General features: G+C 59.9%; 16 protein-coding genes. 15 read left to right on the top strand and 1 reads right to left on the bottom strand.

The genetic code is table 11. The features are described 5' to 3' along the window. The first annotated feature begins 233 nt into the window (after positions 1–233). From HGA39_07125 to HGA39_07165, 9 genes are all read left to right on the top strand, one after another. A complete protein-coding gene (locus HGA39_07125; GenBank protein ID NTW29118.1) occupies positions 234–902 on the top strand; it encodes a DUF2726 domain-containing protein in 669 nt (222 codons plus the stop codon). A 127-nt stretch (positions 903–1,029) separates the two neighbouring features. Then, the gene (locus HGA39_07130; protein NTW29119.1) at positions 1,030–2,295 is read left to right on the top strand and encodes a glycosyltransferase family 1 protein; all 1,266 of its coding nucleotides are present in this window, start codon (positions 1,030–1,032) and stop codon (positions 2,293–2,295) included. Positions 2,296–2,564: 269 nt separating this feature from the next. Continuing rightward, positions 2,565–3,659 carry a ribosome small subunit-dependent GTPase A gene (gene rsgA, locus HGA39_07135; protein NTW29120.1) on the top strand — a complete coding sequence of 365 codons (1,095 nt, stop codon included), beginning with the start codon at positions 2,565–2,567 and terminating at the stop codon, positions 3,657–3,659. 68 nt (positions 3,660–3,727) lie between these two features. Beyond that, positions 3,728–4,402, top strand: coding sequence for a Vat family streptogramin A O-acetyltransferase (gene vat, locus HGA39_07140; GenBank protein NTW29121.1), 675 nt, complete (start codon positions 3,728–3,730; stop codon positions 4,400–4,402). A gap of 190 nt (positions 4,403–4,592) precedes the next feature. Continuing rightward, positions 4,593–5,063, top strand: coding sequence for an SDR family oxidoreductase (locus HGA39_07145; GenBank protein NTW29122.1), 471 nt, complete (start codon positions 4,593–4,595; stop codon positions 5,061–5,063). Between the two features lie 305 nt (positions 5,064–5,368). Next, complete coding sequence (locus tag HGA39_07150; GenBank protein NTW29123.1) at positions 5,369–5,815, top strand: hypothetical protein; 447 nt, start codon at positions 5,369–5,371, stop codon at positions 5,813–5,815. A 218-nt stretch (positions 5,816–6,033) separates the two neighbouring features. Then, positions 6,034–6,645 (top strand): LysE family translocator, encoded by a 612-nt coding sequence (locus HGA39_07155; protein NTW29124.1) that lies wholly within the window; start codon positions 6,034–6,036, stop codon positions 6,643–6,645. A gap of 212 nt (positions 6,646–6,857) precedes the next feature. Then, positions 6,858–7,394, top strand: coding sequence for a DUF1697 domain-containing protein (locus tag HGA39_07160; GenBank protein NTW29125.1), 537 nt, complete (start codon positions 6,858–6,860; stop codon positions 7,392–7,394). Between the two features lie 719 nt (positions 7,395–8,113). Then, positions 8,114–8,569 (top strand): AhpC/TSA family protein, encoded by a 456-nt coding sequence (locus tag HGA39_07165; protein NTW29126.1) that lies wholly within the window; start codon positions 8,114–8,116, stop codon positions 8,567–8,569. A 141-nt stretch (positions 8,570–8,710) separates the two neighbouring features. On the opposite strand, the gene HGA39_07170 is transcribed toward HGA39_07165, so the two are convergent. Beyond that, entirely contained in the window at positions 8,711–9,106 is a 396-nt protein-coding gene (locus tag HGA39_07170; protein NTW29127.1) for a hypothetical protein, read from the bottom strand. 261 nt (positions 9,107–9,367) lie between these two features. Between HGA39_07170 and HGA39_07175 the strand changes: the two genes are divergently transcribed. The 6 genes from HGA39_07175 to HGA39_07200 all read left to right on the top strand — a co-directional run bounded on the left by HGA39_07175 (position 9,368) and on the right by HGA39_07200 (position 13,043). Continuing rightward, positions 9,368–9,619 (top strand): DUF2164 domain-containing protein, encoded by a 252-nt coding sequence (locus tag HGA39_07175; protein NTW29128.1) that lies wholly within the window; start codon positions 9,368–9,370, stop codon positions 9,617–9,619. A 514-nt stretch (positions 9,620–10,133) separates the two neighbouring features. Next, positions 10,134–10,547, top strand: a complete 414-nt coding sequence (locus tag HGA39_07180; GenBank protein NTW29129.1) for a DUF3795 domain-containing protein — start codon at positions 10,134–10,136, stop codon at positions 10,545–10,547. A 68-nt stretch (positions 10,548–10,615) separates the two neighbouring features. Continuing rightward, positions 10,616–10,840, top strand: coding sequence for a pyridoxamine 5'-phosphate oxidase family protein (locus tag HGA39_07185; protein ID NTW29130.1), 225 nt, complete (start codon positions 10,616–10,618; stop codon positions 10,838–10,840). A 77-nt stretch (positions 10,841–10,917) separates the two neighbouring features. Next, complete coding sequence (locus tag HGA39_07190) at positions 10,918–11,556, top strand: DUF3267 domain-containing protein (GenBank protein ID NTW29131.1); 639 nt, start codon at positions 10,918–10,920, stop codon at positions 11,554–11,556. After that, positions 11,546–12,070: a hypothetical protein gene (locus HGA39_07195; GenBank protein NTW29132.1), complete on the top strand. Its 525-nt coding sequence runs from the start codon at positions 11,546–11,548 to the stop codon at positions 12,068–12,070. The genes HGA39_07190 and HGA39_07195 overlap by 11 nt, the downstream gene beginning before the upstream one ends. A 67-nt stretch (positions 12,071–12,137) precedes the next feature. After that, on the top strand, positions 12,138–13,043 hold the full coding sequence (locus HGA39_07200; GenBank protein ID NTW29133.1) for a hypothetical protein: 906 nt from the start codon (positions 12,138–12,140) through the stop codon (positions 13,041–13,043). The last annotated feature ends 58 nt before the right edge of the window (positions 13,044–13,101 follow it).

Raw genomic sequence — 13,101 nt, forward strand, 5'->3', positions numbered from 1 at the left:
ATCGTTCCTCTTGGGTGATCTGGGCATGCATCGGTTCCCCTTTGCTTGGCGGTAGGGAGGAACCTGAAGTGTCCCAGATCGCCCCACCCTCCGGTGGGGGTGTTGCGTTTAGTATCTGAATTCGCGCGGCCTAACAAACGTTTCGAGCTGACTCGCAGATAGTCTTCGCTCTCTGAAAGCGCTACGCTCGCAGCTCAAACGTCAGACGTTAGATCCAACAAAGGGGGAATCGAATGGTTGAGGGGAATAGCCAGAATCCTGGGTGTCTCGGCGCCATTCTCCGCATATTTGGAATCCGCGCGGCATCCGGACCTTCCGCAGATAGCCTTCCGTATCGTATGCGCGATGACTTTCTCTCTAAGGCGGAGTTGTCGTTCTATCGCGTTCTTCACAATGCGGTCGACGGTCGCGCGGTTATCTGCCCAAAGGTGAACCTGTGTGACGTCTTCTTCGTGGTTCGTCCCAATGAGAACATGGCTGCGCGCGGACGCATCAGCCAGAAGCATGTCGATTTCCTGCTCTGTGAGTCAGATACGCTGCGTCCAGTGCTCGGCCTGGAGTTGGACGATTCGAGTCATGCTCGGCAGGATCGGCAGCAGCGCGATGAGTTGGTTGACTCGGTGTTTCAAGCAGCGGGACTGCCGTTGCTTCACATTCAGGTTCGATCAAGCTATAGCGTCGGTGAGATCGCGGCCCAACTCGCGCCGTTCCTAAGGGACTCCGGGCGCACTGTGCCAGTTACGCCGCCCGTCGCTGTGTCCTCGGCAGATGGCGCTCCGGTCTGTCCCAAGTGCGGGGTGCAGATGGTGCTTCGAACAGCTGGCCGGGGTGCGCGGCAGGGGGGCCAATTCTACGGGTGTGTCAACTATCCCAAATGCCGCGAAACGGTTCAGCTCGGATGAAATGTGTGCGCTGGTGGATCTAACACGTGTTTCGAGCTGACTCGCAGATAGTCGTCGCACTCTGAAAGCGTTACGCTCGCAGCTCAAACACTGGACGTTGGACAGACCAAACACGAGATTGGGCCACTTGAGAGTAGCAATCATCGCGCTGGGTAGCCGTGGTGACGTGCAGCCGCACGTTGCGCTCGGGGTGGGACTCAGGCGGGCGGGGCATTCGGTTCGAGTAGTGACTTCCAGCGACTTCGGGGATCTCGTCCGGGCTCACGAACTGGAATTCTGTGACACAGGGGTGAGTACCGAGGCCATCGCCAACGAGATGCATGACCTCCTGGAAGCTGGAAATTTCCTGAAGATCATGACCGCGATGGGTGTTTCGGCAGAACGGGTGGCGGTCCAGGCTGCGACGAACGGTCTCGCGGCGTGCAAAGAATCCGACGTAATCTTGAGTGGCCTGGGCGGGCTGTTCGTCGGGCACGCGCTCGCGGAGAAGCTTGGTGTTCCGTTCGTACAGGCCTACCTGTATCCGTTCTCGCCAACCCGCGAGTTTCCCGGCGTGCTCACGCCAGTGCCTCAGACACCGCTCACGTCTTGGGCGAACGCTCCGTCACATCGCGCCACCCGGCAGATGCTGTGGCAGACGACTCGATCGGCGGACGCCACCGTCCGGGTGAAGGTCCTGGGTCTCAAGCCGTCGGCCTTCTGGGGTCCGTTCGGCGAACTGGCTGGCGAGGACCAACTGAGCCTGTACGGATACAGCGAGCATGTGATCCCGGTACCGCATGATTGGCCGCCCCAGAATCATGTCACGGGCTACTGGTTCCTTGAGCCTTCCTTGGAGTGGCGTCCGCCGACAGAACTGGTTGCCTTCCTTGAGGCGGGTCCGCCGCCGGTGTACGTCGGGTTCGGAAGCATGGGGAGCAAGAACCCGGAGGCGACGGCGGATCTGGTGCTGGAGTCCCTGCGACGGACCGGGCAGCGCGGCGTTCTCTCTTCCGGATGGGGCGGGCTAACAAAGAACGATCTCCCCGACTCCGTGTGCATGATAGGTTCAATCCCGCATGCTTGGCTTTTCTCTCGCATGACGGCAATCGTCCATCATGGCGGCGCTGGAACGACGGCTGCGGCGTTGTCGGCTGGCGTACCTTCGATCGTGACACCCGTGATGGGGGACCAGGCCTTCTGGGCGGGGTGTGTCAGCGGCCTTGGGGTCGGTCCCAAGGCGGTCCCTCGGCGCAAACTCACCGTCGAACGTCTGAGCCGGGCGATCGAGGCCGCCGTCAGCGATAGCGCGATGCGCGCGAGGTCGGCGAATCTCGGCGAGCAGATTCGGGCAGAGGACGGGATCACCAAAGCCGTCGACCTGATCGAGCGGCGCTTCGAGACGGCACGGTAAGCTGTCCAACGGATCAACCTGACTCGCTACGCTCGCAGGTTATCCGCCCAACGTTAGCTCAACCCATGAGCGAGTTCCGGGTTCGGCGTAGCTTTCGTTGTTGGAACCTGTCGCTGAATGCTACGATTAGGAAATTCGGCCGACTGAAAGGAGGCGACGGATGCATCACATAGGGTCATCGGCGTTCACAGCGCCCATGTATTCGTATGCCTCCATTCCGGTGCCCCGCATCTGACTTGACTGCGGGCACCTCGTCGGAAGGACCCGCGATGCTCAATACCCCTGCGTTGTGTCTCCTCGGCTACTCGCCGCGCTGGCAGGCGCTATTTGCTCAATTCGACGGCACGGACACATATCCGGCCCGCGTAGTCCGTGCTGATCGAGGAAGCGCGTTGATCGCGTCATCGGACGGCATATGCCGTGCGAAGCCCTCGACCGCTCTAGTGAAAGCTGCTCGCGGCTCTATCGACTTGCCTGTCGTTGGTGACTGGGTTGTAGTTCATGCCCCGCAAGGTATCGACGTACCTCTCATCGAGGCAGTATTGGCGCGCACGAGCGCAATCACCAGAGGTGATCCGGGAGAGCCCTCTGTCGCCCAAATCCTCGCTGCCAATGTCGATACCGTGTTCCTCGTCCATCCCATTGACGCGGGACCCAATCTCCGTCGCATCGAGCGCGAGTTGTCGCTGGTCTGGGATTCGGGAGCCGTTCCTGCAGTTGTTCTGACCAAGGCCGACGCATCTGCCGCACCCGACGCTGCTCTTGCGGCAGTCCAGGCCGTGGCAATCGGGTGTGAAGTTCTTGTCACAAGTGCCGTAAGTGGCCTCGGCGTGGACTTGCTGCCCCGCTACGTGGAAGATCGAAAGACGGCGGTGTTGCTGGGGCCTTCTGGGGCGGGCAAGTCGACGCTGACCAACGCGCTCCTCGGCGAAGAGCGTCAGGAGACGTGCGGAGTTCGCATGAGCGACCATCGAGGTAGGCACACAACGGTCGTACGCGAGTTGATTCAGCTGCCCGGTGGGGGCATCCTTATTGATACCCCGGGGTTGCGCGCGCTTGCGTTGACCGGTTCAGAAGTCGGTATCGCCGCAACCTTCCCAGAGATCGAGGAGGAGGCGCGCTCCTGTCGTTTTCGGGATTGCACTCACAACGACGAGCCGGGCTGCGCAGTTCGGGCTGCCGTTGAGTTGGGCAAACTGCCCGCGAGTCGCTTGGCGAACTATCACAAGCTGATGCGTGAAGCAGAGGTCGCTGCGATGAAGACCGACTGCCGCCTTCGGGCTGAGGAGGTTCGGAAGTGGAAGGTCATCCAGAAAGCGGCCAAGGACTTCCACAGGCAAACCGGCAAGCCACCCCAGCGGTGAGGCCGGCGGACGCTTCGGGCAGGCGACGAAAGAGGTACGATTCCCGAAGCACTAGGCTCGCAGCTCAAATGTCAGATGTTAGCCGTATTGCTGGGAGGTCAGCATTGCTGGGACCGGATCCAAACACCAAGCACCCGATGGCTGGCTTTCCACAGGTCTGTTTCATCAAGAACACGGTATCCAGTCCCAACATCCTTATCGGGGACTACACCTACTATGATGACCCTGTGGACTCGGAGGATTTCGAGCGCAATGTTCTCTACCACTACCCGTTCATGGGCGACAAGCTGATCATCGGCAAGTTCTGCGCCCTGGCTACCGGTGTTCGGTTCATCATGAACGGCGCCAACCACAAGTTGAGTGGCCTATCGACATATCCGTTCAGCATCTTCGGCAATGGGTGGGAGCGCGTCACTCCGTCAATGGATGAGTTGCCCGTAAAGGGCGACACCGTGATCGGCAATGACGTATGGATCGGATACGAGTCGCTCGTCATGCCCGGCGTGCACATCGGCAACGGTGCGATCGTTGCCGCTCGGTCTGTGATCGTCTCGGACGTCGAGCCCTACATGATCGTCGGGGGCAATCCCGCTCGGCCCATCCGGCCGCGTTTCTCGCAGGACGTGATTGATGCACTACAGGAGATCGCATGGTGGGACTGGGACGTCGCAAGGATCTCGGACAATCTGGAGGCCATTGTCGGCGGCGATATCGACTTGCTTAGAAGTGCGGGAAACGGCTAACAAAGGCATCAGCAGAACGCCAAGAAGTAGACTGACCTGAGAGGCTATGCGCGTCTGCTCATGCCTCAGACGTTAGGCTGACTGACTCGCAGATGGTCGTCGCTCTCCGAAAAGCGCTACTCTTTCAAGAGCGGCGCGGCCGCTGCTCAAACGTCAAACGTCAGACCCATCAGCGAGACAAGGGGGTCGGGTGCGCGCCATCGTGCGTTCAGCTGGGAGGCTTCCGGAGGGGACTGCGGATGATCCGCGACTGACGGTTGTTGAGGCCGACCTCCTGTCCCTTAGCGCCGAGGATCTTGTTGAGCACGTTCGCGGCTGTGATGCAGTCATCTCGTGTCTCGGTCACGTCATCAGCGTCAAGGGAGTGCTTGGTCCACCGTATGATCTAGTCACACGGGCCACGGCGCGACTCTGTGAGGCGATTCAAGATTCGCAGCCGGATGCGCCCGTGAAATACATCCTCATGAGCAGCGTCTCAGTCGATCACCCTGACGCGCCCGATGAGCGGCGCGGCACGATGGAAGAGGTGCTCCTATGGGTTCTCCGCGGGTTGGTCCCTCCGTCAAGGGACAACCAGCGAGCTGCGGGCTTCCTTCATGGCGAGATGGGGCGAGCAATCCATTCGTGCGGTGGGTCACGGTTCGCCCGGACACTCTCATAGAGGGTGAGGCTTCGGCATACTCGCTTCACGAGAACCTAGTGAGCAGCCTCTTCAAGCCGGGCAGTACGAACATGGCGAACGTTGCGAGTTTCATGTGCGACCTAGCAACTGATCCTGAATCGTGGGACAGGTGGGAGGGCAGACTGCCCGTGATCGTCAACGAATCTAGTTCAGAAGGGTGACAATGAGGGCGTAAGTTCAAGTAAACGTTTCGAGCAGACTCGCAGATAGCGTTCGTGCTCTGAAAGCGCTACGCGCGCTGGCTCAAACGTTAGACGTTGGGCAGACACACTGAGGGGGCGCCCATGAAGCGTTACGATTGGCTCCGGCTGGTTCTGTGCGGTCTCGTGGCCGGTGCGGTCTGGAATCTGAGCTCGGCGGTGCTCCTTGCGGTCCTTGCACCTGACTTCGTGCCCTTGATGCAAGGGAGCGCACCCTATCCTGCATTTGGTGGCGAGGTCTTCTATGTCGTCGATCTTACTATGGGGATATGGGCGGTCTGGCTATTCTCGGCAATCACCCCTCGGTATGGAGCGGGACCGGTGACTGCGGCCATCGTCGGTGTCGCTTGGTGGCTCTTGGCTACTCTCCAGAGCGTCAAGTGGGTAGCACTGGGGTTCGCTGAGCTCGGAGCGGACGTTCTTCTGCTGGGGGCTTTGACGTTGGGCGCAGCGATTCTCGCGTCAGCGGCAGGCGCATGGCTCTACCGCAGAGCGTCCAAGCCATCGCCGCAACGCCCTTCAGCGACGTAGGGGGCAGAGTCGCTATCATCCCGGTCGCCCGGCGTGATGTGGATCGCCATGATTGACGTGGCAAGCGCTTGGGCCGCTGCCCCGGCAAGTCTTCCAGCTGACGCGCTAGGCGGTGGCGTATCCTGCAAGTTGAGTGGCGCGCAGCTGAAGCGCCACTTGGACAGACGGTGGAGTGCCCCTCGCCTGCGGGGAGACCGAATCGCACTTGGGAGGTTTACGTGTTCACTGCGCAATTCCTGCTGACTGCACTCGTGGTTGTGCTGATCCCGGGTACAGGAGCGCTCTACACGATCTCGACCGGGATTGCCCGCGGCTCACGCGTTGGGGTGGCTGCTGCTTTCGGGTGCACGATCGGGATCGTGCCGCATCTTCTGGCGAGCGCTTTGGGGCTCTCGGCGATCATAAACATGGGAGCTCAGGTCTTCTCGGGAGTCAAGCTTGCCGGGGCTTGCTACCTGCTCTATCTGGCATGGCAGACGTGGAAAGAAGCAGGCCGGTTCTCAGCTCAAGGGGATACCGTTGAGCGCGGGCTGGCAGAAGTGGCGTGGCGGGGTGTGGCACTTAATCTCCTCAACCCCAAGCTCACCATCTTCTTTCTCGCGTTCCTGCCCAACTTCATCACTCCCGGCTCATCGGCGATGCAGCAGCTGGCGGGGTTGAGTGCGGTGTTTATGGTCATGACGTTTGTCGTCTTTTCCCTCTACGCCGTCATTGCGAGTGCGGCGCGCTTGATCTTCAGCGGGACTTCGCAAGCGATGCGCTGGCTCCAGCGGTCATTCGCTGTCGTGTTCGCCGGTTTGGCCGTGGAGTTGGCCTTGAGCGATCGGTGATGAGGTTGGACGGTCTTGACTCTAACAAACGTTTCGAGTTGACTCGCAGAAGGTTTGCGCCTTCTGAGAGCGCTAGCGCTACTCTGATGACTGTGCATCGCCGCCGCTGATGCCTCAGACGCTGGGCAGACGAGGGCGGGGCCGGAGTGGCTGGCGCATTTGGGTGTTCCTGTCAGACAGCGCCTTGTCGCTTGAGTAGGGGGTTGGCATTCGTGAAGTACGTCGCGTTGCTGCGCGGGATCAATGTCGGCAAGGGTGCTCGCGTGCCCATGAAGACCCTGCAGGTTCTTTTCGAGGGTCTCGGGCTTCGCGACGTTGTCACTTACTTGAACTCGGGCAATGTAGTATTCAGCTCATCTCTGAGTGCCCTTGATCTTGCGTGTGTGCTCGAAGACGAGCTTGAGCGAGCGTTCGGCGCGAAGATCCCGACTCTGGTGAAGACGTCGGCGGATGTGATCGCGATAGCGGACTCGATACCGAGCGAGTGGGGAAACGGCGAGGGCGAACAGACCTATGTCGCGTATCTGTTCAGTGATGTCGACAAGCCGGATCTCATGTCGGAGCTGCCGGTCAGAATGGAGTACTTGACTATCTTCTACACGCCCGGGGCCATCGTCTGGAACATCAAGCGAGAGAACTACAATCGCAGCCACATCACCAGAATCGCGGGACACAGCTCCTACTCTCGGATGACCACGAGGAACGTCAACACGGCGAGGAAGCTCGCGGCGCTTTGCGCTGAGTCCTGACGGCGGTGTCGCTGCCTGACAACGTTTCGAGCAGACGGCGAAGGGGTACCCTTTCGAGAGCAACACGCCTGCCGCTCAAACGTCAGACGTTGGGCGGACGAAAGAGTTCTGAGTCTCTCGACCGTGAGCCAAACTCATCCCGATGCGCCGAGCCGCTGATGCACCACGTTAGACGGAGAAAACGCCATGAGCTTTCAGGAATCGATTCGCGTGTGTTTGACGAAGTACGCTGACTTCAGCGGCCGTGCCTCGAGGCCTGCAATGGGGACATATTCATGAAATGCGTTTCGTGCAACGGTGCACGAAACATCGGGTGTTCTGCCTGTGGGGCAACCGGGAGAAGGACTTGCGCATCCTGTAGTGGTACAGGTCTCGAGCAATAGCACCATGACGCTTGCCCGATCGGGTGACGGTTCAGCCAGCACAATCGCCGGCACTTTGGAGCCCACACTGCGAGTCACCTGACCTTGCGGCTGCCTATTCAACATGAGGAACCGTGTTCGCGATCCTAGCGGAAGGCGGAATCGGAAGGGCGTTGGGCTCGTTGGGAATATTGTAGGATGGCTAGGCTTTGTACACTTGGCAGAAGTCACAAGCTGACTCGCAGATAATCGTCGCGTTCCGAAAACGTTACGTTCGCAGCTCAAACGTCAAACGTCAGAGGTTGGGCAGAGAGAAGAGGGGAGCGCAGTATGGTCAGGCAGAATACGGTGTTGTCAGTGGGCGATAAGGCGCCTGATTTTTCACTGCCTGATGCGCTCACCGGCGAGATTGTCACGCTGACCAGCCTGTTGGGCAAGCCTCTGCTGGTCTATTTTGCTCGGGGCACTTGGTGCCCGACCTGCCGCAAGTGGATGAGCATCTTAGAGGAGCACGTGCCGGAACTGAAGAGGCGGGGGGCCGGAGTCGTGACAATAATGGCCCAGAGACCCGCCAGAATGCGTGACGACCTCAAGGAAACGCCGTATTCCTTCCCTGTTCTGGCGGACGCTGACCGCACTGTGGTGAGAGAGTGGGGTGTGTACGTGAAGGCCAACTTCGAATCCATCAATATCGCCCGGCCCGCCAACTTCGTTATAGACGCTTCAGGTACAATCAGGTTCATGCATATCGCCAGTGTTCAGTTCGAGTTCGCCTCGCTTGACGGCATTTTCGCTACTCTCGACGCGTTGTAGATCCAAGGGACATCAGTTGAGCCGTAGACGTTCGACGGACTGATAGTCTCTAGTTTGCGATGATGCGAGAGCTTAGCCAATCGGCCAGCGCGAGTCCCAAAACCGCCATTCCCAGACGCCCTTTCCGGTTTCGGGTGCCCGTCAGTCCGCGTCGATGAGCTCCTGCATGCGATCGAGGTCTCGGAATGTGATCGTATCCTCCCCGACGTCGAACAGCAGCGGGATTGCCTTCATCTGCTCGAGGGTGTCAAGCGAGGGGCTTGATGCTTCTTCTCTAGGTAGCACAACGAATCGCGGTGGCATGCCCGCAACCCACGCCCCCTGATACACCAGATCGTAGACGGCGTCGTCTGCACTCGGCTTGAACTCGAAGAGAGCTCGGGCTCTGTCGCCGAGTCCGATTATGTAGAGTGCTCGATGCATTCCGGTAGTGTCGCTTGAGGACTGATAGCCGCGCTCGGCCAACTCGGTGCGAAGCGCGCAGCTCACGGCGCCGAAATCGATCGGAACACCTGTTTGGTTGTTCTCGTCATTCATGCTGCCCTGCACCTCGCTTCCAGTGTCATCTTCTGAGCCGGATTGGCACGATGGTATCACGGGGAGTTGCTAACAGACGTTCGAGCAGACGGCGAAAGCGCTACTTTTTCGAGAGCGGCGCGGCCGCTGTTCATGCCCCAGACATTAGGCGGGTCGTACGAGCTGCTTGGCGATGAGGTTGAAGTTGCTCGATACTTCGATCTGGCCGCCAGTCTTGGTATCGGTCACCAACCGGAGAGAACACTCCATGTCCGAGAGAGAATTGCCATGAAGCTTGAGAAGGAAACAGAGAGGTATCTGCTCGATTCGATCAAACGTTTCTTCGTCGAGGACATGGACGAGGAGATCGGCGACCTCAAAGCGATGCGTGTTCTCGATTTCTGCACTAGGGAGATCGGACCGAGCATCTACAATCAGGCGATCGCGGATGCTCAGGTATTCTTCCAGGAGAAGGTGTCGGACTTGGGTGGCGTACGATACGAGGGCGAGTTCGATTTCTGGAAGAAGCGGTGAGGCCTGGTTGCACCCGCTTTCTGATGGGGTGCGGATAATCGGCAGATTCGTCGACAAGGGCATCGAGAGCGGGCGGCGAAAGCGGTACGCAAATGACGGTGCATGACCGCCGCTCATGTCTCAGACGTTGGGCTGACCGGCGTCATTGGGGACTCAGTCGCGGCCGACTTGATTTGGGGGTGGATGTCAGAGGAGGTGGCGTGGTGGTACAGCGTGTCGGGATGAAGGGACGTGTGCGGCTTACGCCAGTCGTTGTCCGACATTCTCGTTTCATTGGGGCTCGCAGCTGTGCTCTACTGGCGATCGTGATGTCCGGTCGGGGGTGCTGCCGAGCGGGCGGGCCGAACAGAACGCCAAGAGGTAAACTGACCGGAGAGGGTTGCGCGTCTGTTCGTGCCTCAGACGCTGGGGGCTAGGCAAGCGTGACATCGGGCTATCGAACGGAGTGACCGTGCGAACAGTTCAGGAGGCTCTACCCGGATCACTGACTCCAGACCTGATTGCACCGTGCGGCATGAATTGCGGTCTGTGCAGAGGTCATCTCAGAGACAAGAACCGCTGCCCCGGCTGCAACGGGGATGATGCGGCGAAGCCGCGATACTGTCTAACGTGCAAGATCAGAGAGTGTGACACCGTCGCCAGTGGTGCGGGCTCGTTCTGTTACGAGTGCACGACCTTCCCTTGCGCTCGGTTACGTCAGCTCGACAAGCGATACCGTACCAAGTACGGGATGAGCATGACGGAGAATCTTCTCCGGATTCGTGAGACCGGCCTCGAGGCCTTCGTTGCCGATGAGAGGCTGAGATGGGCGTGTCCGGAGTGTGGTTCCCTTCTATGCGTCCATCTCCCGGACTGCGGCGTTTGCGGCCATCCTCGGGATTTCTCAGGGCCGCCCAGCAAGGGCATCGAGCAGAACGCCAAGAGGTAAACTGACCGGAGAGGTCATGCGCGTTTGCTCGTGCCTAACGCGTTAGATGGAGAGGGCGGGAACTGAGGGTGAGGGATACCAGCAAGACAATAGGCAAGTTGATCGACGGAGCGGGTGTCTCGATCGTCAGTTCCATCGACAAAGACGGCTTCCCAAACTCCAAGGCCATGCTTGCGCCAAGGAGGAGGGAAGGCATAAGACGCATCCTCTTCACGACGAACACGTCTTCAATGAGGGTTGGTCAGTATCTCGAGAATCCGAAGGCATGCGCAATCGGGCAGACTCGCGGGTAGACTGACCTAGGAGCGTGAGCGCGTCTGCCCATGCCCTAGGCGTTACTCCGGAACCAGCAGCACGATGGGGAGGGCTTGTGAGGTTTCGTGTGGGTCCCGTTCCGGATGACCCCGGCTTCTGTCCTGAAGTGGGCGGCTGGACTAGGCTGAAAGAGCCGTCACTCGGCTGGCTGATGGTACTCTCGATACCGCTCGCGGTGGGGATTGCCGCAAGCCTTCTGTTCACGTGGAGCCTCATCGGCCAGATGCACGGTGCGACAGGCGAGGTCAGTTTCGCCATCACCACCGGCGGGGCTCTTGCGGCTCTCCTTGCGCTCTTGGCCATGGTCGTCGCGCACGAGTTTCTTCACGTTCTCTCGCTGCCGCAATTCGGCCTTGGCCCTGCCACCACGCTCGGATTCTGGCCGCAGGCGTTCACGCCGTATGTGTCCTATGAAGGTGAACTGTCGCGAGGTCGGCAGATCGTGGTCGGGGTCGCACCGTTTCTCATCCTGTCGGTCGTCCCACTGCTCGCCGGACTCATCTTCGGCGTTGCGCCGCCGCTCGTAGTCGTGCTCGGTGCGCTCAACGGATTTGGGTCATCGGCCGATCTCATCGGTGCGGCTATGGTCGCATTTCGGGTGCCTGCTTGCGGTCGCATTCGCAGTAGAGGCGATGAAACGTGGTGGCGCTCCTGGGACGAGTGTCTGCGTGAGAGGGGAACGCATGCACGATGATGGAGTACGACCGAAGCGCGTGGTCGTAAGAGATCTCATGCAGCAAGGCTATGAATACCTGCTGCTTGAGCCGCAGGGCAAGGGGTTCGACCCGCGTTTTGAACCCGAACTCACTCCGCAGGAAATGCTGCGCCTCGGTGTGTTCGGCGGCAGATATCTCACTGATTGTCGCGACGAGTTCCCCGACTCCTGGTATGAGGGCGCCAAGCTCTGCCACGATCGACACGACCCGGGCCTCAACTTCTTCGGCGTCAACGCCAGCCTGCCGCTTGCCGAGTGGCAGCGCCGCGGATGGATCTACCCCGAAGATCCGAGGGGCTGGTTTCAGTGGTATTGTCGGTACTGGATGGGTCGCAGGCTACCGTACCAAGACCTGCGGCAGATTGGGCGATGGCGCGCGTTTCGTCGGCACGCAGGTCAGGTGCGCGCGCATTGTCTGCCCGGGGACGACAGCTGTCGTCCGAAGCAGCGCCAAACCCTGTTGAACTGGGCGTATGATAGCCGTCTGCTGTAGCAGGCATGACAAAGGCATTGAGCAAGACGCCATGAGGCCGGACCTGCCGGCATGACGAGGAGACGACATGCGGATCGAGGATCTGAGGCGCTACATCAAGAACACCGAGAAGATGGTGGTCCCGACCAAAGTCGCATCGACAATGCAGGGCATCGGCATGCTCCGCCGACTACCTCTGGGACTTCAGCGCTACATAGTCAATAGGGGAGCGCGAACCAACCCGTACATGAGTTTCGTCGTTGAGCCGTATGGCGTCTTCTTGGCGTTTGAGATCGTTGATACCGATGCGGCCACACGGCTCTTGCCGCCGGGTTACAGCCTGTTTCCGTCGGCGATGTTCGGCAATACCGCGAAGCGGCCATGCGCGATCATCAGCGCCTTCAACGTTCACACGAGCGTCTTCTGGGGGAGTCGCGTGGAGTTCTACCTGATCGCGGAGAATTGCAGGACCGGACTCCTCTCTTGGATCATTGATGAGTACGAGAGCAACGCGCCCAGCTACGACCCGAGCCGGGGCTTCATCGACCCGAGCACGTCCCATTCTGTGGTCACCACGTCATATCGGGGTGAGGTCATCGTTGATGTTGTGAGCGCGCAGTCCGCCAACAGTCTTGCCCTCGTCGCTGACCTGAACAACAGTGTGCTCGCCGAACTCGATCAGCGCCTGTGGGTCGAGGGCAATCTGTCGGTCGACTACGGCGGTGAGCTGCAACAGTGTACCAAGCCCTTCAGCTTGGTGTTCGACCCGAATGAGATGACTCAGGCGCTGAAGCTTCCGCTCGATGGTATCTCGCTGTGCACCAACACCTTCGGCGCCGGCCTGCTGGACACGACGCCGTTCGAGGCGGCGTGCTTCCCCTATGCGCAGCACTTCATCACAACCGGCGTCCCGACTGCCACCTCGATGCGGACGGCCGAGGATCTTGAGCAGGCCGTGACTGAGCTCAATGACCAGCTGAGCGTCCCGCACTAGCTGGTGGACTACCGCGACGCGGCAGTCTGGTCCATGTCGGTTCGGAGGCCGCGCGCCG

This window comes from Coriobacteriia bacterium (assembly GCA_013336165.1).
Taxonomy (GTDB): domain Bacteria; phylum Actinomycetota; class Coriobacteriia; order Anaerosomatales; family JAAXUF01; genus JAAXUF01.